Origin of the sequence: Rubrivirga sp. S365 (assembly GCF_032248475.1) — a bacterium.
Lineage (GTDB): Bacteria > Bacteroidota > Rhodothermia > Rhodothermales > Rubricoccaceae > Rubrivirga > Rubrivirga litoralis.
Genome location: NZ_JAVTTN010000005.1, coordinates 18,565 through 40,073 on the forward strand (window position 1 = coordinate 18,565; position 21,509 = coordinate 40,073).

The following is a 21,509-nucleotide window of genomic DNA, read 5'->3' on the forward strand; positions in this document are numbered from 1 at the left end:
CTGCGGGGACCACTCGGGTCCCCTGGGCGCAGTGGCTCTCACGAGCCCCTTTGAGGCCCTGTTATGATCCGCACTTACTCCCGTCCGCACTACGCTCAGGCCCGGACCTGGTACCGCTTCGCGTGCTGGCTGCGGCGCACGTCGTGCCCCCAGTTCCATCCGCACCTCATGAAGGAGGACGCCCTGAGGGCAAGCTTCGGGCTCCGCGCGAAGAGCCTGATCCTTCCGTCGCTCCTGCAAGACTGCGAGGCCGCTGGGCTCGCCCGGCTCGCCGCTCGGGCCGAGGCCGGGGACAAGTACCCGGAGCTGGTGGCTCGGATCGCGATCACCGATCCCGACGACCCTGCGGCCGACGAGGTCCACCTGTTCCTCGAAGTGGCCGACCGGACGGGCACGCACACGGAGAAGCACCTGCTCGGCAAGCTCCCGCCGGAGGACGCCCTGTGGGTCGCCCCCCTGATCCGGCTGGAGACCGACGCCTACGGGACCGGCCCGGTCTTGCGGTACCACGTGACCGCAGGTCAAGCCGAGGAGGTCCATGTCGCGATCAGCCGGGCGCACGAGGCCGCGGCGGCGTGGCTCGACTGGGCCGACGACCGGAAGGCCTGGGCCGAGGCCCACGCGGTGGCTGACGAGAGCCCGTACGCCTACCGGGCGAGCTACCGGGACACCGTCGCGCCGGGGGCGAGCTACGGCGAGTTCCTCTACTGCACCGACGCCTACGGCGAAACCGAGGACGAGTAGCCCCGAGGCGAAAGCCCCTCAGCCCGGCGACCCAAGTGGGTCGCCGGGCTTCTTTTTTGCTGCAACAGGTGGGTGCGGGGGAGGCAGGAGTGCCGAGGGGCGCCCCCGTCGGCCGCGAGAGCGCGTCGGCCGACGGGGGCGCTCCCACCACGGCTGACGTGTGCCTGTGCGGAGCGATGCCACGATTGACATGGCGACCCAGAACCCCAAAGCCTCACGTCTCGCGACGCGAAGCGACTTGACCGCCCTCAACCTCCGCGTGCTGCGCGACATCGAGGCCAGGATGCCTGAGGGCGGCGACCGCGTGGGCGGCCAGCCCGCCGTCCCCCAGCCCGTGCTCGACCGCCGCCAGCGGTACCACGCCCGGCGGCTCGCCGTCCACGGACGGCTCCGGCGCGTGGAGACCGACGCGCCGTGGTTCGCCCGGCGGACCGTGCTCTACGGCTCGGTCCCCGCGCCTACGAAAGCGGACCCTCAATCTGTCGTCCGAGAGCCCGCGCTGGCGGTCCGCCCACGCGAGGGGCATGGGCCGACCGGACACGGCGCCTACCGGGACGCCCTGTTCTCCGGCGTCCCGCTCTACACCACCCGGCTCGTCCGCGAGCGGACGTTCACGTTCCCGACCCGCGACCAGGTCCGCTCGCCAGCTGGCGCGGCGGCCGTGCTGGCCGAGTACTTCGCCGACCGCGACCGTGAGGAGTTTGTCGTCGTTTTTCTGGACACCGCCAACACGTTGACGGGCATTCACATAGCCAGTGTGGGCGGGCTGGCGGCGTCCATCGTCGAGCCGAGGCAGGTGTTCAAGGCGGCCGTGCTCGCGAACGCGGCGGCCGTGCTCCTGGCGCACAACCACCCGTCGGGCAACCCGGAGCCGAGCCGGGAGGACGTGGCCGTCACGCGCCAGCTCGTCGAGGCGGGCAAGGTCATGGGCATCCCCGTCCACGACCACCTCATCATCACGGACCACGGGCACACCAGCCTCGCCGAGCGGGGGCTGATGTAGCGCGCGGACGGGGTCCCCCAGTGCGGGGCGTCGGGGGGCGAACGCCCCCACGCTGGGGGACCCCTCCCGAACAGCCACCGCTGCCATGCCCGCCGTCCAGAACAACGCTCCCTCTACCCGCGCCGTCCGCCTCCCTCTCGGCCACGTCGTCGCCACGCCCGGCGCCCTCGACGTCGTCCGCTCCAACGGGCTCGACGTCATCGCGCTCCTACACCGCCACCAGCGCGGCGACTGGGGCGAACTGTCCGACCACGACGCCCGGGCCAACGACCACGCCGTCGGGGGCGGCGCCCGGGTCCTCTCGGCCTACGAGACCGCCGGTGGTCGGCTCTGGGTCATCACCGAGGCCGACCGCTCGGCGACGACGGTCCTGCTGCCCTCCGAGTATTAGCCCAGCAGGGTAGGGCTCCGGGGCGCCCTCCGGCGGACGCCCCGGAGCTTCGCCGGTAGCTTGACGAGCTGCCCGTCTATTCCGAATGGCCCCGCTCCTCCTCGACCTCGCCGTGCTCTACCGCGCCCTCGCGTTCGGGGCCGACGGCGACCTCGACCCCCGTGAGATCGACGCCGTGCGGACAGCACTCGGGGAGTGGGTCCCCGGCCAGGACCCGGCCGGGATCGACCACGCGCTCCGTGAGGCGGCCCTCGTGGACGCCGGCGCCGTCGCACTCGCGCCGGTCTTGGAGCGCGTCGGCCGCCGCCTCCGGGCGACAGACCGGGCGAGGGTGCTCGCCGACCTCCGCCGGGTGGCGGAGGCCGACGGGCGCATTACGAAGGGGGAGGAGGACCTGATCGGACTCGTCGAGCGCGTGCTCGGGGACGGCACCTGACGGACGACGAGGGAACGGGAGCGGTTGGCAGACGGGCTCCCCGACGAAGGGGGCGCCGGTGGGCGAGCGCCCCCACGCCGGGGGTGCCGAGTCACCAACCCGACCCCGCGTCATGTCCCTCTCCCTCCACCGTCCCACGACCACGTCGGCCCGCACGCGGCCTGCCGACACGAACACCCAGAGCCTCACGGACCAGGCGGCCCGGTGGGCCGACCACGTCCTCGAGCACGGGTCCAAGCTCTCCCCGTCCTACGTCACGCGGAAAGCGCTGGACGCCGTCGCGTTCTCGCTCCGGCACGGGCTCCGCGACCTCGCCGTCCCGACCAAGCTCATCGGCGTTAAGGCGCACCAGCACGCCGTCGAGGCCCTGTCACTCTACGACCAGCTTCCCATCCGGTCCCAGCCCCGGCTGGCCGTCACCGTGGGCTCGGGCGGGAGCCTCACCGTCTCCGCCGTCCGGTCCGACGGGTCGCTCCAGCGCATCGGCCGGATTCAGCCGAAGCACGTCTCGTGGCTCACCCCGCTCCTGGACACCCCGCTCTCCGGAGTCTGGGAGTGCCCGGGCGTGACGGTCCACCTCCAGGCCGTGACCGGCCTCGACCGGCGCGCGCGGGAGCTCCCGGTCACGCTCGGCGTCAACGTCCGCGTGTCGGGGCTCGGGGCCGCCCTCGACGCGCTCAGAGCCTCGGCGCCCGCCGCCCCGCGCCGCCAGCGTGGGGCGGTGGCCGAACCCCCGGCCCCGTACGGCGTCGGGGGTGGGCTGGGCGCAGAGCCCTCACCCCCCGTCCTCGCCGTGCGCCTCTGGCGCGACGCCGACGGCGTGGCACGCATGACGTGCCCCCACGTCGTTCGCCACTCGCCGTCCGGCCCCGAGTGGGGGTACGGCGGCTCGGGTCCTGCCGACTGTGCCCGGTCGGTCCTCGTCGCCCTCGTGGGTGAGGAGGCATCCGAGGCCCACTACCAGGCGTTCAAGGCCGAGGTCGTCGCACGAGTCCCCGAAGTCGGAGCCGTGATCTCGCGGGCGGCCGCCCTCGCGTGGCTCGCAGGCCGTGAGCACCCGGCTACTCCCGTGCGTCCCGCTCGCGCTGCGTAGTCGGCGAACTGTGGCAGCTGGTGACACGGCGTGGTCACAGGGTCTCGTTTTCGTGGCCTCCCCACTACGTTCGTTTCCAATGACTCACCTGTTCCACGTTGGAGAGCCCGCTTCGACCCGGCCCGACGGCCCGCTGGCGGCCCGTCCGGGCGAGGCCCGCGCATTGGCGGGTCCGGGGGGCGTCCAGATCGTCGTCGCGGTCGAGGAGCCCGGCGACCCTGAACGAAGAGCCGTCGAGACCGGGCCGGTTTCGCTCGGCATCGCCGACCGCCACGGGCGCGGCGCCCTCCTCGTTCGAGCGGGTGAGCCGGGGTGGCCTGGGCACCTCGAAGCCGCGGCCGAGATTGAGGCGGACGTGTGGTGGGGGGCCGACATTGAGCTCGCTCTGTGCGACGGACGAGGCGTCATCCGGGCCGTCCGCCGGTTCCCGGGACCGACGGCGGAGCCGGTGCCAAGCGCGTCAGACGAGCGATTGGATTCCGACCGCGTCCGCTGATACCGAGTTGCGAACTACTTTTGGATAGTCGAAGGGGGGATCTGGGCGCCCAGTGCAACCGCGACGTGAAGGAACGGTTAACGGCCGACTATGGCTGCCGAGACCCCCCACCCCGTCGCCGTCTTCCCCGACCGACGGTTCGGGCTGGTCCAACCGTGGGACGACGTGAGCGGCGAGAGCGCGCTCCGCGCCGCGCGCGCCCTCGTCGATCACCCGGCGTGGGAGCCGGGGTTCACCGAGGTGTGGGACTTCCGGTTCGCGCGCGCGGTCGTCGTCGAGCCCCCGATGGTCGCCCGCCTCCAGGCGTTCGAGGTCGCCGTGCGAGACCGGATGGCCGGGTCGCGGACCGTGTTCGTGACGGACCACCGGCCGCTCCTGACGTACGCCGCGCAGTACTACGGTCGGCTCGTCCGACCCCTCGGGCGGTCCGTCGTCACGTGCCGGACGGGGGAAGAGGCGGCCCGATACCTAGTAGGAGAGTCGATCCCCCTCCTCCGCGCCGATCGGGCGGCGTAGCCGTAGCGCACCCGAGGGCTCGTTGCCCCGGTCCGAGGTCGCCTCGGTGAGAGCTGACCTCAGCGGCTACCCCTTGCCTCGATCCCTAGCCCCTTAGATCCGTGCGGACACGGCGCGGGCTGAGCCCTTCGCGCTGGCAGGCGGTCGAGCCTGCGTAACGGTCAGAGGTCGTCCGTCCGCTCAACGAGCGCGGCGACGACGCGGACCAGCCCGGCCCTCTCGAGGTGGCCCAGGTACTGCCCCGTCGTCAACGGCGGCCGGTGGAGTCCGGCCCGGTGCGCGCGCATCGCAGCGACGACGCGGTCGGGGTCCTCCTCCAGCATCGAGCCAACGAAGGCGTCCGGGCTCGCGGCCTCGACCCCGAGCGGCGCCAGCACGGCCGCCGGGAAGTCGCTGAGGTTCCACGTCACGACCTCGCCGACCTGGGCCTCGACGGCCGCCGCCAGCACGTGCCGGTCGTCGGGGTCGGGCAACTGGAGGTCGTCCTCCCGTCCCTCGTACCCCGATACTGCGGCGTCTGGGAACGCCCGCGCCATCGCTGCACGCGTCCGAGCCAGCCGCTCCGGGGCGAGGTCCGGCCGCGCGGCGAGGAGCGCCCCGACCCACTCCGCCTCGATCCGGTCCGTCCACCGCGGCCTGTACAACCCGGCCGCCGCGAGCCGGAGCAGGACGTCGCGGCTGAACGCGCCGTACAGCACGTTGGCGTCGAGGAGGGCGAGCCGCACGCTACGCCGGTGCCGACGACGGCGGCCCCTCGGCCCCCGGCATCCGCGGGTCCGCGCCGTAGAGGCCCAGCGCCTGGGCGTCGTCGCTCATCTGCTGGAGCGCCTCGGCCGTCGTCGCCCGCATCCGCTCCCGGTGCGCGAGCACGTCCGCCCGGCGGACCCTCCGGTGCGTCCCCACCCGCCGGGCCGGGAGCTGGCCTCCGTCAACGAGCTTGACCACGAACGGGCGCGAGACGCCCAGGAGGTCGGCCGCCTCCTGCGTCGTGAGCTCCTCGGCCACCGTCCGCACCTCGACGGCGTGGCCGTCGGCGACCTCCGCCAGCGCCGCCGCCACCACGCGCGCGAGGGCGGGGGGGAGGTCCACGGCGTCCCCGTCGCCGACGCGGACGGACAGCGTGGCCCCTTCGTGCTCGCCGTCCGCCGCCTTGGTGAGCGCCGCGCGGTGGGCGTGGAGCGCGGCGAGCGCTCGGCGCGGGAGGGACCGGGGGTCGAAGACGGTGGGGTCGCTCATGTCGAGGTCCAGTCGGGAGGGATGCCATCAAACGAAACAAACGAAAGTAAGTTGCTCCGTCTGCCGGGCGAAGTGACGGAGCTGAGTGGGGTCTGCGACGCTTGCCCGAGCCCAGGCCCCGCGGCTCGCTGGGGGCCGTGCCGGTAGCTTCGTGGTCCACCGACTGTCCCTATGAAAGACCCGGCTACCCCCGACGACGTAGACCCCGCCGCCCTCGACGCCTTCGTCGCGCGCTGGAAGCCTGCCCAGGCCGCCGAGATCGCCAACGCCCAGCCGTTCTTGATCGAGCTAGCGGCGCTCCTGGGCGTGCCCGGACCCGAGCCCGCCACCAAGGACCCGGCCCGGGACGGCTACGTGTTCGAGCGGCCCGTAGACTTTCAGGACGCCGCCGACGCTGGAACCGGCCGCATCGACCTCTACAAGCGCGGGTGCTTCGTGTTGGAGACCAAGCAGGGCGTGGACGCCGAGAACGCGGCCCGTGCCAAGGGCAAGGGAAAGGCGCGCTCCGCAGGCCACGGGCGCCGCGGGACGCCCGCGTGGGACCGGACGCTCGCCGCCGCCAAGCGCCAGGCCGAGCGCTACGCCCGCAACCTCGACCTCGACGGACACCCCGAGCCGGTCCCGCCGCTGGTGATCGCCTGCGACGTCGGGCACTGCCTCGACCTCTACGCCAACTTCGGCCACCCCCAGCGCTACGTCCCGTTCCCCGACAACCGGACGTACCGCGTCACGCTCGACGACCTCCGCCAACCCGACGTCCGCGACCGGCTCCGCCTGGCCTGGACCGACCCCCAGGCCCTTGACCCCGCCCGCCGCCAGGCCGCCGTCACGCGCGACCTCGCCGCCACCCTCGCCGAGCTGGCGGCCAGCTTCGAGGCGTCCGGCGCCGCGCCCGACGCCGTCTTTGGGTTCCTCTCACGGTGCCTGTTCACCATGTTCGCCGAGGACTCCCGCTTGATCCCCGAGCGCTCGTTCTCGGGCCTGCTCGCCGAGTACCGCGACCACCTGGACGTCCTCCCCGACGCGCTCCAGAACCTGTGGACGACGATGAACGCGGGCGGCTTCTCGGCTGCGCTCAAGGCCAAGCTCCGCCGGTTCAACGGCGGCTTGTTCGCCGAGACCGACGCGCTCGCTCTCGATGCCGACCAGCTCGACCTCCTGCTCACGGCCGCCCAGGCGGACTGGCGCGAGGTCGAGCCCGCCATCTTCGGCACGCTCCTGGAACGCGCCCTCGATCCCAGGGAGCGCCACAAGCTCGGTGCCCACTACACCCCCCGCGCCTACGTCGAGCGCCTGGTCGTCCCGGCCGTCGTAGACCCGCTCCGGGAAGAGTGGGACGCCACCCAGGCCGCCGTCGCGCTCATCGAAGCCGACGCTGCAGAGACCGCGCCCCAAGGTGGCAAGGCCCGCGACGCCCACGACCGCGCCACCCGCGCCGCCGTCCTCTCCGAACTCCGCCGTTACCTCGCCCGCCTCACGTCGGTCCGCGTGCTCGACCCGGCCTGCGGCTCGGGTAACTTCTTGTACGTCACGCTGGAGCACCTCAAACGGATCGAGGGCGAGGTGCAAGCGGCCCTCGCGCAGTACGGCATCTCCGACCTCGACCTCGAAGGCGCCGCCGTCACGCCCGCCCAACTCCTTGGCATCGAGGTCAACCCGCGCGCAGCGGCCATCGCCGACCTCGTGCTCTGGATCGGCTACCTTCAGTGGCACCTCCGCACCCACGGCGGACCGCAGGGCCTTTCAGACCCCGTACTCCGGGCCTACGGCAACGTCGAGAACCGCGACGCCGTCCTCGACTACGCCGCCAAGACGCCGCGCTTGGACGATGCGGGGGAGCCCGTCACGATGTGGGATGGCCGGACCACCACGCCACATCCCGCGACGGGCGAGGAGGTGCCCGACACCGACGCCCAAACGACGGTCTACGATTACACGGGCGCACGCCCGGCCGCCTGGCCCCAGGCCGACTTCATCATCGGCAACCCGCCCTTCGTGGGGAGCCAGATGATGCGCGAGGCGCTCGGCGACGGGTACGCCGAGGCTCTGCGTGCGGCGTACCCGGCCGTCCCCGGCTCGGCCGACTTCGTGATGTACTGGTGGCACAAGGCGGCCCAAGAGGTCCGAGAGGGGAGGGCGGATCGCTTCGCCTTCATCACCACCAACACCATCACTCAGACCTTCAACCGTCGCGTCGTCGAGCAACACCTTGGCGCCGACCCACCGCTGGCGCTCGCCTTCGCCGTGCCCGATCACCCGTGGGTGGACGTCGCGCTTGGTGCCGCCGTCCGGGTGGCGATGACCGTCGGCGTGCCCGGCCCGGCCGAGGGCGAGCGGGTCGAGGTCGTGCGAGAGACCAAGAGCGAGACCGACGACGCCCGCGAGGTTGAGACGGTCTCCACGCGCGGCGAGGTGTTCGCGGACCTCGCCGTCGGCGTGGACATCACCGGCGTCGAGCCGCTGGCTGCCAACGCCGACCTCAGCTTCATGGGCGCCAAGCTGGTGGGCGACTTCGTGGTGACGCAGGACGAGGCCGTCCGCCTCGGACTCGGGACCACCGACGGCGTCGAGCGGCACCTCCCACGCTTCCGAAACGGCAGCGACATCACGCGCGCCAACCGCGACGTGCGCGTGGTGGACCTCTACGGGCTCACCGTCGACCAGGCGCGCGAGACCGCCCCCACGCTCTACCAGCACGTCCTCGACAACGTCAAGCCGATGCGCGACCAGAACAAGCGCAAGTCGCGCCGCGAGAACTGGTGGCTGCACGGCGAGACCATCCCGGCGTTCCGCGAGTCGGTCGCCGGGCTCCCGCGCTACATCGCCACCTCGGAGGTATCAAGGCACCGCGTGTTCGTGTTTCTCGACGGTGACATCCTGCCCGACGGCGCCCTGATTGCGGTCACGCTGGACGGCGCCTACGCCCTCGGCGTGCTCTCCAGCCGTGTCCACGTCGTCTGGTCGCTCGGCGCAGGCGGGCGAATGGGGAAGGGGAACGACTCCCGCTACACGAGCACCAAGACCTTCCAGCCCTTCCCGTTCCCCGACGCCACCGACGCCCAGCGCGAGACCGTCCGCCAGCTTGGCGAGCGGCTGGACGCCCACCGACGCCGGGTCCAGGCCGACCACCCGACGCTCACGCTCACCAACCTCTACAACGCCCTCGACGCCGTCCGCGAGGGTCGCGAGCTGAGCAAGAAGGAGCGCACCGACTACGAGCGCGGTCAGGTCGCCATCCTGCGCGAGACCCACGACGCCTTGGACGCCGCCGTCACCGATGCCTACGGCTGGCCCGCCGACCTCACCGACCAGCAGATTCTCGTCCACCTCGTCGCCCTCAACGTTGAGCGCCAGGCCGAGGAAGCCGCCGGGCTCGTCCGCTACCTCCGTCCGGCGTTCCAGGCCCCCGGCGAGACGACCCAGGCCGAGATCACGCTCGACGCGCCCACGGTCGCCGCCAGCGCCGCCGAGCCGGAGGCCTGGCCCGCTGAGACGGCTGCCCGTGCGCTCGCGCTCCGCCGTGTGCTCCGCGAGGCCGACCGGCCCATGACCGTCGAGGCCGTCGCCCAGCGGTTCCGGCGCGCCCCCCGCGCCGCCGTCGCCGACCTCCTCGACACCCTCGCCACGCTCGGCCAGGCCCGCCACGCCGACGCCGACACCTTCGCCGCCTGAACGCCACAGGCCAGCCCGCCCGCCCCCCTATGGCCCGTCGCTACCGCACCAAGGACACCATCGGCAAGATCGGGGCCGACGCCTTCCGGAGTTGGGCGGGCGCCGCCGGGCTCGTCGTCAACGAGTCCGGCGACGACCAGGCCGGGTGGGACTTTATCGTCGAGTCCAACCCCGAGGCGGGCACGGAGGCCACGCCTGACCCCTTCCGGCACGCCGACTCGTTCCCCCTCCGCGCCCGCGTCCAGGTCAAGGCCACCGACGCGTCAAAGGGGTTCATCGACGTCAAGCTCAGCAACTGGGTCCGCCTGGTCGAGTCCCCCGACCCCGCCTTCTTCTTCGTCGCCGAGCTCGACGGCCAGGACACCCCCCAGCGCGTCTGGCTCCACCACGTCGATGCCCGCGACTGGCGGGACGTCCAGGAACGCAAGTGGGCCAACGAGGTCGGCGCGGGTGCCAAAGCTCGACGCGCCCTCCACAAGCTCTCGCTCCGGCTCCGCTACGACGACCGCCCCCCGCTCGACGCGCACGGCGCCGCCGCCCTCCTCACGGCGCTCGCCGACGCCATAGGCCCGTCGCTGTCCGACTACTCCTCGCGCAAGCTCGAGGCCGTCTCCACCGTCGGCTACGAGCGCGGGAACGTCCGCATCGACCTCGGCTTCGACGAGTCCCCCGAGTGCTCCCTCGCCGAAGCCGAACTCCGGCTCCGCCCGTCTGTCCACGTCCCCAGGTTTCGCGTCGCCCCCGCCCGGTTCGGCACCGAGCACGAAGGGCGAGCCCAGGTCGTCGAAGGGGCGAGCATGTTCGTCCAGTCCCCCGCCCCGGAGCGGCCGGTTACGCTCGTCGTCGAGGCGCCCGGCGGCCCCGTCCGCATCCCCGCGACCCTCCACGTCCCCACGGCGGTGTCTACCCGAGCCACCCAGGGGCTCCCCCTCACCGGGTTGCCCGTGCGGGTGACGGCTCCCGTCCTCGACATCGTCGGACGCTTCGGTGAGCCGTCCACGGTGACCGTGACCTCCCCGGAGCCCCACCAGCGAGTCCCCGTCCGCCAGCTCCGCGCCCTCAACGCGCTCACACGCGCGATGGTCGCCCAGGCCTGCGGCGCCGCGCCCCTCGCCGTCCGCGTTCTCGGCGAGGAAGGCGGCGCGCTCGAGTTCCGCGGCGATCCCGCGTCGCCTCCACCTGACCGGACCCCCGACGGGTTCCCGCCCGACTGGGTCCTCGACGCCGTGGACCGCGCGTGGGAGCTCGCCAAGCGGTTCGAGGTCGAAGACGCGCTCGATCTCTCCCTCGACGAGGCGGTCACCCTCGAGGCCGCTATCGCTCAAGCCCTCGCGCTCGCCGATGGCACGGCCGACGGCACGCTCCGCTTCCAGTGGAACCCGACTGGCCCCTCGGACCCGGCCTGCTTGACCGACATCAGCGCCGACGTCATCCTCACGTGTCGGTTCACGATCGCCAACGTCGTGCTCGGGATCGCCGCGTACCTCGGCGGGGCGATGGCCCCCCCGGAGTCCGACGCATACACCCTCGTTTTCGACGGCACAGACCACGTCGCGACCGACGCGCGTCTGGCGACGGAGCCCGAGGCGGACCTCTTCCTGGTGGCCCGGCGATCCCTCGGCCTCCTCGGGCGCCAGGCGCTCGTGCAGGTGTTCACCGAGGACCAGACGCAGATCTACAGCCCCACAGCAGAAGCTCCGGCCGCCGACTTGGAGTGACGGAGCGTCCGTGCGGTTCTTCCCCCTGGTCCGCGGCCACCACCCACCCCACGTAGGTCGTTAGGAGCTCGTCGAACCGCTCCGCCCGCGCGCGCGCCGCCTCGGCCTTCCGCTCCGCCAGCCGAACGGTCCTTCGACGGACCCCCGTCACCGTCATCACGCTCAGCCGGAGGTCGGCGTCGTCCACGCCCACCCGCCACGCGCGGACTTTCGGGTGCCCGGCAGGACCCTCCTGGACCTCGGGGGAGACGTTCGTGTCGAGGACGAAGCGCACCCGGCTAGAGCGAGACCTCGCGCGGGCCAGCCCCGTCGCTCGCCTGGCCGAACACCTCGTCCGGCAACGCCAGACCGCCCAGCACCCGCTTCAGGCTCCGCGCGGGGTACGGGCGCCCCTTCTTCGGGTACACCTCGGCGTACGCCACCGCTGCTTCGACCGACGCCTTCGACAGCGACGGGTACGCCCGGCTGGCCTCCCCGACCCCGCCCGCTCCGGCGAGCGCGGCCACGACGTGGACCGGCACGCCGGTCCCCCTCAGGACGGGCTCCCCGCCCGCGCCGAGCTCGACGTGCCTCTTGATCCGGTCGAGCTCGGCCAACCGCCGCTCGATCTGGCGGTCCACGTCCTCGACGTCCACCACGAACGCGCCCAGCGTCGCCTTGCCGCCCCGGGGCCGCTGGACGGCCTCGTACAGCTTCTGCCGCCCGGTCGGCGTCAGCGTGTCCTCGTGGTCCCGGAGCGCCCCGAAGAACCGGAGCTCGGACCGCCCGAGCACGCGGGTCCTGCGGCCCTGGACGGTCCGGGTCCTCTTCTGCACCACACCGCCGTCAACGGCGCGCTGGACCAGTCGGACGTCGCTACCGGTTACGAACGCCGCCTCGCGAGGGGTTAGAGTCATAGTGGACTAGGTCGGCCCTTGGTAAGCCGTCCGAGAACGAGCGGCCATTATAGCCCGACCTCGCGAAGAGCAGCTCTCGAACCGAGAGGGCTACGCCACATCCCGGTCCGGCCCGCACCAGTCGATCCGTCCCGATCGTAAGAAGAAGTGGCTCCGGCACCCGACCACGCGGTGGACCGACGGCGACAGGCTCGGAGCGCCATCGTCGTCGACCAGCACCCGCCAGCGGGGCCGAGCGTCGGCGAGCAAGCTCATCACGAGCGCTTCCCCACAGCCGCACGGGCACCTCAAGACGGCGTACCACTCGTGGGCACCTTCGCCGACGACGTACAGCGTCCCGACCTCGGGGGCGTCTGGGACCTCGCCTGCCCGTTCGACGCGGTAGCGGGGTGGGGGGGAGCCACCGAGCCCGCGAGGGAGTACCCTGCGGAGCCGTGCCCACGCGGAGAGGGCTGAGGCCCGGACGGCCTGGACAATGTGTCGGAGGTCGATCATGCCGCTTGGCGGTGCCCCTCGGCCGAGCCTTCAAGCGGCATCCTGGCCCGCTCGCTCAGCTCCGGCATCCCCAGGAGCGGGCGGACGTCCCCGCGGCCCACCCTCCGCGACAGTGCGGGGCAGGGGGGACCCTCGGGCTCCTGGAGGAGCCGGGCCTGCACCAAGTTGGCCCGGTACGTCGCGAACTCCCCGTTCGCCTCGATCCGGTACGGGTGGAGCCGGGCGAGCAGCTCGTTGACGGCCATCGCAGCGAAGTAGGTGTTCACGCTCACGACGGCCGGCCGGTCCTCCTCGACGCCCAGCACGTACTTCTCGCGCCGGAGCCCCTCGTAGGCCTCGGGGTCCGTCCGCCGCAGCGCCGCCGCGGCGAGGGCCTCCGGTGTGATGGCCTTTCGGCTCATCAGGCTCGACCCGCCCGGCTGGAGGTAGTGGACGGTCCCGTTGATCCCGTCCACGCTCCCCTCGCCGTCCGCGTCGAGCCGGACGCCCACGTCGATGTATGGGACGGAGTAGTAGGCGGCGACGCGGTTTAGGAGGTCGCGCCCGTCGACGGTGTCCACGCACCCCACCAGCACGTCGCACGCGCTCACGCGGCGCACCACGGACGGATCGAAGAGCGAGGCCGCGACCGGCGCGACGCGCGTCCCCAGGTCCATCCGTCGGACCGCGTCGGCCAGCACGTCCACCTTCGGGCGCGCGGCCTCGGCGTCGGCCCGCGTCGCGTTCACGATCCGGTTGAGGTTCTTCTCCTCGACCACGTCGGGGTCCACCAGGACGAGCTCGCCCACGCCCAGCCGCGCAAGCATCTCGACGACCGGGCTCCCGGTCCCCGAGCACCCCACGACGGCGATGGACAGCCGCCGCAGCCGCTCCGTCGTGCCCGCGCCGAACGCTTGGGCATGACGCCTCGCGAACTCGGGTACGCCCGCGCTCTCGGCCTCCCCGCACACCTCGTCGTGGAACCACACCGAGATGCCGTCTCCGGCCACCGCCACGCGCTCGACCGGCGCGAACCGGACGCCCCCCTGGCCGTCGTCGGTCGCTGTCCGTGCGAACATCCGACCGTCGGGGAGCATGACCGCGCTCCCGTGCGGGCCGGGGTCGTCGGTCCGGCCGAAGACGGACGGGAAGAGGTCGCCGTCGGAGGCGTCGTCGGTCGCGCTGAACGCCGGGTGCCCGGTCGGGTGGCTGTGCGCCTTCACGACTGCGAGCCCACGCGAAGCGGCCCTCTGGAGGGCCTCCTCTATGGCGCTCGTCGGCCACGAAACACGGACCGGCGTCCGCTCGGTGCACGCGTCGTGCGGGACGGGGACGACCTCGTGGACCGCGAGCACGTGGCGGCCGTCGCGGAGAGCCCGTCCGCATAGGAGCAGGGCGACGGCTTCGCACCCGTCGCCCGGGAGGAGGTGACGCGCCAGGTCGGCGTGCTGGCGGCCGGAAAGCCGGAGCGTGGTGGCGGGGAGGTCTGAGAGGGCGGTCATGGGAATTCCAGGCTCATGCCCGGGCAAACTCTCGGTCGAGCCAATGCTCGACGAGGGCGAGGTGGGTGGGAATGCCGTCAACGCCGGGCCGCCACGGGTTCTGGGCCGTCCGGTGGCGGCTCCACCGCTGCCACGGTGAGCCGCCGATCGTCGTCCGGACGCTAGTGGCACGGACGGGGCTGCCGTCGGTCCGGGCCAGCGCGGGGCTGAACCAGGCCATGTCGAGGGCTCCGCTGGGGTAGCCCGTCAGCCGGAGGGCCACGGACACCGTCCGGGCGGTGTAGCCGTCGGGCACGGGCCACTCGTGGACAAGGAGCCAGAGCACGCCGCCTTCATTGAGCGTCTCCCAGGGGAGGCCCTTCGCGTCGAGGTACTCTCTGTCCTCCTCCTGGAGGTCGAACTGGCGCCGAAGCGGTGGGGAGGTCGTTGTCATCTTGATGAGAGCAAGGGAGGGGCCGGCCACCGTGACCGGCCCCATCCGGGTTACCCCTCGGTCTGGTCGAGGGGGATCGTCATGAACCGTTCGACGCCCGGGGCGCAGAGCGAGACCGACTCTTCGTAGCCGATCTTGCGGACCTCACCGCCGCGGAGCTTCTGGTCGATCCGGAACCGCGTGTGCGGCTGCTTCCCAGCCGTAGCGAGGAGGTCCCGGCCGGTCACGCTCGGACGGTCGAGCACGTGCTGCTGACGGTCGATCCGGATCCGGTACCGCTTCGCCTTCGGCGCGCCGTGCCCGGCCTTCGCGCAGGCCTCGACGTCGACCGGCTCGTCCACGTCGACCTCGACCTCGGCGTCCGTAGCCTTCGTCTTGACGCGGGCGACGGCGTCGGTGGCTCCGCCCTTCGACGAGTAGCCCTCGCCGCTCGTGGCGATGATCTGGTTGTTGCCCGCCTGGAACCGCCAGCGGTGCTCGCCCGCCTCGTCGCGGAAGAGCTCGAACTCGTGGTCGCCCAAGCGGCCCGGCGCGGTGGCCGATGTCCGGTCGTTGAGGGGCGCTGCTTCGGCGTTGAGCTTGAAGCCGTAGAGGCCGCCTAGGCAGCCGCCGAGGTCGGTGTAGGTCTCGCCGCTGGCGGCGACGATCTCGCCGTTTCGGGCCTTGAGGTGCCAGTAGAGCTCGCCGTTCTCGGCGCTCCGCAAGACGTGGAAAGTGTATGGGGTCATGGTTGTGGGGGGTGGGGTGCGACGGCGAGGGGGCGCCCCGAGTGGACGCCTGCCGCCGTGTGGCGCTGTCGGAGGGGATACACCGAACCGTGACAGCTCGCGGGTGCGCCCGGTCCCGTCACGGTTCCGCGTATCCTGTTCCCGTCGCCCTGCCGACACCCCCCCGCCCATCAGATGAGCCCCGTTACGTCTGCCCCCGTGCCCCCTCATCCGTCTCTCGGAGACCCCGCAGCCGACTGGTCGGGGTGGACCGACGACCACCTGCTCGCCCGGATGGCGGCGGGGGGGGCTGACGAGAGGAACGCGGCGTGGGCCGAGTTCTACCAACGGCACCGACCGTACCTCACGTTCGTGTGTCGGCGGGCCTACGAGGGCTCCCTGCGCCCCGGCCTCGTGGACGACGTCGTCCACGACACGCTCGTCCGAGCGTTCGAACGCGCCCTCACCTACGACGGCGCCGATTCCGACCCCGACTCCTCCCGGCGCCGAGCTCGCGCCTGGCTGGGGGGGATCGCCGCGAACCTCTTCCGCTCGGCGCTCCGGCGCACGCCCGACTTCGCGACGCTGGAGTCGGTAGACGAGACGGCGGCGCCTGACTCGGAGGACCGCCCGGCCCCGACGGCGCGCGAGCGAGCGCTGGACGAGGCGCTCGCGGCTCTCTCAGAGCGGGAGCGGACGGTGCTCCGCGTCACGTTCCTCCACGTCCGGCCCGGCGCAGAGCACCAGAGGCTCTCGAACGCCGTGTCCAAAGCCCTCGCCGACGAGTTAGGCGTGTCCCCGGCAGGCGTGCGCAAGATGCGTGAGCGTGCTCTCCGGAAAGTCAAATCGGCCCTCGCCGAGCGCGGGTTTACCCCGTAGTCACACCCCATCCTGGACCCCCGACCCCCATGCTCACCGACTCCATCCGTGCCCGACTCCGCGACCGGGGCGACCTCCTTCCGACGACGCCCGAGGAGGTCGCGCTCGCAGAGGCCGTCATGGCAGCCGATCCCCCCACAGAACGGGCGTCCGCCGCGCCCTCGAGCCCTGATGTCGGCTCTCAGATCCTGCCCCTGCTGCCCCTGCCCTCCGCGTCGAGCCCCTTCGCGTTCGCCGCACGGCGTGGTGACGGCTCTGGTCCATCGGAGCCGGGCCACCCCGAGGGACCGGACGCGGACTCGCCGGACGTCGGCTCGGGCGTGGCCGACGCCGAGTAGCGATGGCCCTCAAGTGGTCAAACAGCGCGGAGTGGTCGATCAGCAAGTGCCAGCGCCAGTTCTGGTACCGGAAGGTCTTCGCCAGTCCCCAGGCGAAGTGGGGGGGCGCGCGGCGGGAAGCGAACATCCTGGGTACCGTCCTCGGACTTCCGGCGTGGAGAGGCATCCTCGTCCATAACGTGATCTCGGAGTGGCTCCTCCCCAGGTGGTACCGGAACGGGCTTCCGTCTCCCGATCAAACCGTGGCCTACGCCCTTGGCCGGGCGCGTCGCCAGCTCGCTTTCTCCTCGGATCGGAGGTACCGAGAGGTCGGTATGACCAAGAAGAAGGCGGCCGGGGACTACCTCGCCCTTTGGGAGGACGAGTTCCCGCCGGACGACCCCCAGGGGTTCGCCGACGCCAAGGTCAAGGCCCTCCGTGACATCGAGACCAGCCTGCGCGCGTTCTACGAGGTCGAGCTCGTCCAGCAGAGGCTTTGTTACCCCGGGTGGACGAATTGGGAGGTGGGGCTCTCTGTGCAAGAGATGGGGGTCCCCGTAATGGCCCGGGTCGACTTCCTAGCAGCCGGGGCAGACGACCTGGCCGTCGTGGACTGGAAGGTCGGGGAGTCCCACGTCTACGACTACGCGCCCCAGCTCGCGCTCTACGCGTCTCTCCTGGAGCGCACCGACCGTTTCGCGCCGGCCGGGTCTTATTCGGCGACGGGACGGTTCCCACCGGAGGTGAAGGAGCTCCCGAAGCGGCTCGTCGAGGTCAACCTCCTCCTCGGCGAGACCCACGAACACGACTGGAACGAGGACCGAGCCATCGAAGCCGAAGACCGGCTCTTCCGATCCGCCCGCCGGCTCGCCTCCTTCTCTGACCTCTCTTCTAGCACCGACCCCGCGGACCTCGCCCCTGCCGAGAGCCCCCGCACGTGTCAATGGTGCCCCTTCCGCTCCCCTTGCCGTGACCTCTGAATCCGTCCTGACCAACGCCTTCCCGATCACGTTCGAGAGTGAGACGTGCCCCTACAGCACGTGGACGATCGTCGGGCTCGACGAGGAGGACCAGGCCTTCGAGCAGAACCGGATCGCGCTCCGTCGACTCGTCAGCCGCGACGTGGGTGGGCCGGCGGAGATCGAGCGAGGGGACGACGGCCGGGTCATGGTCTACGTGCCCGACGGGTGCGGTGAGCCTGCCGAGACGTACGACCTCGTGCCCCGCGTTGCGTCCCTCCGTCCTGCGGCTCCTGGCGTGCTGCGCGTGACCGACGACGACGCCACGTCGCGACGACTGGCGACCCGCTTTCTGCAGTCGGCCGTGAGCGCTCCCCTTTGGGGGGACCGCGGCCTCTGGCAGCCCCAGGCGGGCCGGGCCTTCTACGACAAGAAGCCCGCCAACGGGCACGACGACAGGCGATCCATCGATGTCTTCGAGGGCCACAACGTCCGGGTGGACCACATCGCTGGCGTGGGGTTCGTCGTGTTCATTAGCGAGACCGTCCGGTACGCTCAAACCGACCCCTGGCCTGAGCACATCGCTCCGTCTGACCGCAAGGCGTTCCTGAAGGGGCAGAGCCGGGGGCACGGTAAGCCCCGGTGCGTGTACCACTACGGGGACCAGTGGTACGAGGTCTCCGTCCAGTCCGTCCTCCCTGACTCCGTCGCCGATATCCAGTTCGTCAACGCGGACGGGGAGCGGGTCACGGTGTACGACCACACGCGCGACCGCTGGCGGTCCGACCTACCCGAGTGGTCCGGACGTTTGGACCCCCAGGCCACAGCGATCAGCTACGTCACGTGGGCGGGAAGCGAGCGTAAGAACGGGTTCGCGCACCTTTGTCACCGGATCGTCACGACCCACGAGATGCAGGCGATGGGCCAGAGTCGACTCCACCGCGACCACGCCATTCGAGACCCGGACGTCCGACTGCACGGCGCTAAAGCCTTCGCGCGGAGGCTCGGGCCGCTCACCATCGGAGACGTGCGCGGTTCGGTAGAGCTCGAGCCGGCAGCCGTGCCCTCCAAGGTCTTCCCCGTCCCCGACTTGGAGTTCGGGGGTGGGTACGTCCTCCACACGCCTAGCGACAAGGTCGCCCAGTACCCGCAGGAGCGTCTCGCCCTCCTGAAGAGGAGGGGGGTCGGCCTGTGGCAGACGGGTTCGCTCGGGGAGCAGTGGGTCCTCGTTCCCCAGTCGATCAAGAGGACGTTATGGCCGCCCTTCCTCGGAGCTCTCCAGCGGGAGGTCCGCACGTTCTCGGACGGAGCCCTTCGCTACGACCCCACGGTGATCTGGTACGACAACCCCGGCCGAGGGCTCGCTCGTCAGGTCCGCGCCGTACAAAGTGCGCTGAACCAGCGGAACGGCAGGCCGTCTGGGTACTGCCTCGCCGTTCTTCCGCAGCAAGCGCACCCACAGCTCGCCGCTACCCTTACCAGCGACCTCTCCGCTCCCCCGTCGCTCCACGTGGCTTGCATCCACCAAGACTCGTTCTCCAGGTTCTTCGAGCGCGAGCGGGCACCGCGAAGCGGGGGGGGCGACCTGTGGGCGCTCCGGAAGGACCGCCGCGCGGCCTCGAGGGCGAAGGGCTACCTCCGGAACGTGGCGCTCAAAGTCCTCCTTCTCAACAACAAGTGGCCCTTTGTCCTAGCTGAGGGAGGTTCGAGCGCGTCTGAGACCCTGTACATCGGTCTCGATGTCCTCGATGGGACGGCCGGGTTCACGTTTATGGCTCGGGGTGGGCGGACGTGTTTCTTCCGTTCGAGTGTCGCCGCGAGACCGGAGAAGCTGTCGAGCCGTCAAGTGTACGGGGTGCTCTCCGTGGCCCTCGACGACGTCCGGTCTCTCCTCGGCGGACTCCCGGACCGTGTCGTCCTCCTGCGCGACGGCCGGATGTTCCCTGGGGAGGTGAGGGGGTTCCAGGAGGTCATGCGAGACGCTGGAGTTCGGGTGGCGGCCGCCATCGCGCTCCCGAAACGCTCTGCCGCTGGCCACCGACTGTTTGCAATCCGGGAGGGAGGGGGGCGGCTCTCGGTTCAGAACCCGATGATCGGGACGTGGCTCGGCCTGTCCGAGGACGAGGCCCTTCTCTCGACCACCGGTCGACCGTTCAAGCTTCCAGGGACAGCGAAGCCGCTCTTGATCAAGCGGGTGGCTGGCGACGAGCCCGTGGAGGCCCTCGCCGAGGACGTGTTCGCTCTTGCTCAGCTCGCGTGGACGGCGCCCGACCGCTGTATCCGTGACCCGTTCGTCCTCAGGTACACCGACCAGATGCTCCGGGCCGTCGGCGGCGAAGTCGATCACGAGGAGCTCGCTTACGGCGAGGCCCCCGTGGCCTGAGCCCCTCCGCTCCGGCGGTGCCGCTCGCCTACGCCGCAGCGTGTCACGCTTCCGCGTACTAGAGCTCCGCGTCTTCCCTATCCTGCCATGAGTCCAACCAGACCCCCAGAGGGGGAGCTCATGAGCGATCTCGGCTTGCTGTCCCACACGTACGGGAGGTGGAACACCCGCCTCTCCGAATACAACGACTGGCTCCTCCGGCTCCGGAAGTCGCGTCAGGGCTACGCGGAAACGGAGGAGGACCTCACGCTCACCGAGGAGACCCGCATGTTCTTGGAGGACGTGCTCCACGCTCTGTCGTCTGGTCAGTCGGCGGGCCTCCGTTCGTCGCTCCCCGAGTCCATCCGGTCCCGCCTCCGCGAGCGTCTGGAATCGGACCCCCGTGAAGCGGAGCGCTTGCTCGGAGAGTTCCTCGCCAAGGAGGACGTGCGCCCTGACGAGGTCGAAGAAGACACGGTCGACCTCCTGCGCGCCATCCTGACGAGCCTGAACGACGAGGTCACGGAGCTCCATTCCCGAATGCAGCCCCGTAGATGACCGATTACCTCCCCGGTGCTATCACCTGGATTCAGGGGAGGGCGTCGATGCTTCGCGACAAGCTCGCCTCAAACGACAACCCAGACCCGCTCCGCGGCGTCCTGGACGCGCAAGTAGCGAACCTGGACACTACGCTCGAGCAGATCCGGAACCGTCTCACGGACCGGTCGCTTCGAGACGAGACCTTCGCAGACCAGCACCTCGCGAGCTATCGGGGATGGGTGCGCTTGGTTGCCGTCGTCGAGCAGCACTTCCTGATGCTCTGCGACCTCTGGCGCAACGATGAGGACGACATGCAGGGCGTTCTCGAGCAGATCTGCGCCGAGACAGGCATGCCCCCGTCCATCCGCCCCGTGATCGCGCTCCACGGCGCTCAGTACTCGGTGATGACCGGTACGGGGATCATCTACGCACCGAGGATGGAGAGGCACTTCCTACTCCACCTCCCAGACCTGTACCACGAGATCGGCCATTTGCTGGTCGAGGAGAAGGCTGCGATCCTGTGGGGGACCGCACGGACGGCCATCCAGAACCATTTTAGCCTTCTGATCCGCGAGGGCACAGTGCAAGGGGACCCGATGGCCCAGGACGGCACGTACCGCAGGATGTACGACTACTGGGGACAAGCCTGGTTGATCGAGTTGACTTGCGACGCGATCGCGACGTTCCTCTGCGGTCCGGCCTACGCGTGGGCGCACCTCCATCTCTGTGCCTCACATGACTCCGGGATCTACGTCGGGCACGAGTCGCATCCCGCGGACCACGCGCGTCAGGAACTCATAGCCATGGTCCTGGACCGCCTGGGTGAGACGGAGCAGCGGGGCCACTTCGCGGACCGATGGGACTCTTTCGCGCAGACGCTCGGCCAGAGACGGCCGGCGTCGTATGCGTCGGCTTACCCCGACGCCCTCTTAGGACTCGTCGTCCAGGAGGTCCACGACGGACTCCTCTCCCTCGGCCTCACGATCTACGACGGCGCCGCACCCGACGCGGAGTCCACGGCTGCGCTTCTCAACACCGCCTGGGAGGAGTTCTGGAGGTCCCCCACGGAGTACCGCGAATGGGAGGAGACGGCGCGAGGGCAGCTCCGCCGCGCGTCGTAGCGTTCGAGGGGGAA

22 protein-coding genes are annotated in these 21,509 nt (G+C 71.2%); 15 read left to right on the forward strand and 7 right to left on the reverse strand.

The features are described from left to right. Positions 1 to 63: 63 nt before the first annotated feature. The 7 genes from RQM47_RS16500 (at position 64) to RQM47_RS16530 (ending at position 4,679) form a co-directional block, all read left to right on the forward strand. Complete coding sequence (locus RQM47_RS16500; RefSeq protein WP_314009759.1) at positions 64 to 744, forward strand: hypothetical protein; 681 nt, start codon at positions 64 to 66, stop codon at positions 742 to 744. Between the two features lie 238 nt (positions 745 to 982). Continuing rightward, positions 983 to 1,747 carry a JAB domain-containing protein gene (locus RQM47_RS16505; protein ID WP_314009761.1) on the forward strand — a complete coding sequence of 255 codons (765 nt, stop codon included), beginning with the start codon at positions 983 to 985 and terminating at the stop codon, positions 1,745 to 1,747. A gap of 85 nt (positions 1,748 to 1,832) precedes the next feature. Then, complete coding sequence (locus RQM47_RS16510) at positions 1,833 to 2,138, forward strand: hypothetical protein (protein ID WP_314009762.1); 306 nt, start codon at positions 1,833 to 1,835, stop codon at positions 2,136 to 2,138. Positions 2,139 to 2,223: 85 nt separating this feature from the next. Further along, positions 2,224 to 2,574, forward strand: a complete 351-nt coding sequence (locus RQM47_RS16515) for a TerB family tellurite resistance protein (RefSeq protein WP_314009763.1) — start codon at positions 2,224 to 2,226, stop codon at positions 2,572 to 2,574. A gap of 112 nt (positions 2,575 to 2,686) precedes the next feature. Next, positions 2,687 to 3,667 carry a DUF6166 domain-containing protein gene (locus RQM47_RS16520; RefSeq protein ID WP_314009765.1) on the forward strand — a complete coding sequence of 327 codons (981 nt, stop codon included), beginning with the start codon at positions 2,687 to 2,689 and terminating at the stop codon, positions 3,665 to 3,667. A gap of 79 nt (positions 3,668 to 3,746) precedes the next feature. Then, on the forward strand, positions 3,747 to 4,163 hold the full coding sequence (locus RQM47_RS16525; protein WP_314009767.1) for a hypothetical protein: 417 nt from the start codon (positions 3,747 to 3,749) through the stop codon (positions 4,161 to 4,163). A gap of 90 nt (positions 4,164 to 4,253) precedes the next feature. Next, on the forward strand, positions 4,254 to 4,679 hold the full coding sequence (locus RQM47_RS16530) for a hypothetical protein (protein ID WP_314009769.1): 426 nt from the start codon (positions 4,254 to 4,256) through the stop codon (positions 4,677 to 4,679). A 161-nt stretch (positions 4,680 to 4,840) separates the two neighbouring features. On the opposite strand, the gene RQM47_RS16535 is transcribed toward RQM47_RS16530, so the two are convergent. Both RQM47_RS16535 and RQM47_RS16540 read right to left on the reverse strand, forming a co-directional pair. Next, the gene (locus tag RQM47_RS16535) at positions 4,841 to 5,404 is read right to left on the reverse strand and encodes a PIN domain-containing protein (protein ID WP_314009770.1); all 564 of its coding nucleotides are present in this window, start codon (positions 5,402 to 5,404) and stop codon (positions 4,841 to 4,843) included. A 1-nt stretch (position 5,405) separates the two neighbouring features. After that, a complete protein-coding gene (locus RQM47_RS16540; RefSeq protein WP_314009772.1) occupies positions 5,406 to 5,915 on the reverse strand; it encodes a helix-turn-helix domain-containing protein in 510 nt (169 codons plus the stop codon). A gap of 171 nt (positions 5,916 to 6,086) precedes the next feature. Here RQM47_RS16540 and RQM47_RS16545 point away from each other — a divergent pair, with 171 nt between their 5' ends. After that, a complete protein-coding gene (locus tag RQM47_RS16545; RefSeq protein WP_314009774.1) occupies positions 6,087 to 9,587 on the forward strand; it encodes a class I SAM-dependent DNA methyltransferase in 3,501 nt (1,166 codons plus the stop codon). A gap of 29 nt (positions 9,588 to 9,616) precedes the next feature. Beyond that, positions 9,617 to 11,305 carry a hypothetical protein gene (locus tag RQM47_RS16550; protein ID WP_314009776.1) on the forward strand — a complete coding sequence of 563 codons (1,689 nt, stop codon included), beginning with the start codon at positions 9,617 to 9,619 and terminating at the stop codon, positions 11,303 to 11,305. Positions 11,306 to 11,583: 278 nt separating this feature from the next. Here RQM47_RS16550 and RQM47_RS16555 read toward each other — a convergent pair whose 3' ends face one another. From RQM47_RS16555 to RQM47_RS16575, 5 genes are all read right to left on the reverse strand, one after another. Next, complete coding sequence (locus RQM47_RS16555; protein ID WP_314009778.1) at positions 11,584 to 12,201, reverse strand: DUF433 domain-containing protein; 618 nt, start codon at positions 12,199 to 12,201, stop codon at positions 11,584 to 11,586. A gap of 90 nt (positions 12,202 to 12,291) precedes the next feature. Next, positions 12,292 to 12,696, reverse strand: a complete 405-nt coding sequence (locus RQM47_RS16560) for a DUF6527 family protein (protein WP_314009781.1) — start codon at positions 12,694 to 12,696, stop codon at positions 12,292 to 12,294. Beyond that, the gene (locus RQM47_RS16565) at positions 12,693 to 14,177 is read right to left on the reverse strand and encodes a ThiF family adenylyltransferase (protein ID WP_314009783.1); all 1,485 of its coding nucleotides are present in this window, start codon (positions 14,175 to 14,177) and stop codon (positions 12,693 to 12,695) included. Before RQM47_RS16565 ends, RQM47_RS16560 begins: the two co-directional genes overlap by 4 nt. A 13-nt stretch (positions 14,178 to 14,190) precedes the next feature. After that, entirely contained in the window at positions 14,191 to 14,610 is a 420-nt protein-coding gene (locus RQM47_RS16570) for an E2/UBC family protein (RefSeq protein ID WP_314009785.1), read from the reverse strand. Between the two features lie 50 nt (positions 14,611 to 14,660). Then, complete coding sequence (locus RQM47_RS16575; protein WP_314009787.1) at positions 14,661 to 15,338, reverse strand: multiubiquitin domain-containing protein; 678 nt, start codon at positions 15,336 to 15,338, stop codon at positions 14,661 to 14,663. A 174-nt stretch (positions 15,339 to 15,512) separates the two neighbouring features. On the opposite strand from RQM47_RS16575, the gene RQM47_RS16580 reads away from it, so the two are divergent. From RQM47_RS16580 to RQM47_RS16605, 6 genes are all read left to right on the forward strand, one after another. After that, positions 15,513 to 16,196, forward strand: a complete 684-nt coding sequence (locus RQM47_RS16580) for a sigma-70 family RNA polymerase sigma factor (RefSeq protein WP_314009789.1) — start codon at positions 15,513 to 15,515, stop codon at positions 16,194 to 16,196. A gap of 29 nt (positions 16,197 to 16,225) precedes the next feature. Then, positions 16,226 to 16,534 carry a hypothetical protein gene (locus RQM47_RS16585; RefSeq protein WP_314009791.1) on the forward strand — a complete coding sequence of 103 codons (309 nt, stop codon included), beginning with the start codon at positions 16,226 to 16,228 and terminating at the stop codon, positions 16,532 to 16,534. Positions 16,535 to 16,536: 2 nt separating this feature from the next. Then, positions 16,537 to 17,493 carry a PD-(D/E)XK nuclease family protein gene (locus RQM47_RS16590; protein WP_314009793.1) on the forward strand — a complete coding sequence of 319 codons (957 nt, stop codon included), beginning with the start codon at positions 16,537 to 16,539 and terminating at the stop codon, positions 17,491 to 17,493. Further along, positions 17,483 to 19,855, forward strand: a complete 2,373-nt coding sequence (locus RQM47_RS16595) for a hypothetical protein (protein WP_314009795.1) — start codon at positions 17,483 to 17,485, stop codon at positions 19,853 to 19,855. Before RQM47_RS16590 ends, RQM47_RS16595 begins: the two co-directional genes overlap by 11 nt. A gap of 120 nt (positions 19,856 to 19,975) precedes the next feature. Further along, positions 19,976 to 20,392, forward strand: coding sequence for a hypothetical protein (locus RQM47_RS16600; RefSeq protein WP_314009797.1), 417 nt, complete (start codon positions 19,976 to 19,978; stop codon positions 20,390 to 20,392). Further along, the gene (locus RQM47_RS16605) at positions 20,389 to 21,495 is read left to right on the forward strand and encodes a hypothetical protein (protein WP_314009798.1); all 1,107 of its coding nucleotides are present in this window, start codon (positions 20,389 to 20,391) and stop codon (positions 21,493 to 21,495) included. Before RQM47_RS16600 ends, RQM47_RS16605 begins: the two co-directional genes overlap by 4 nt. Positions 21,496 to 21,509 lie beyond the last annotated feature (14 nt).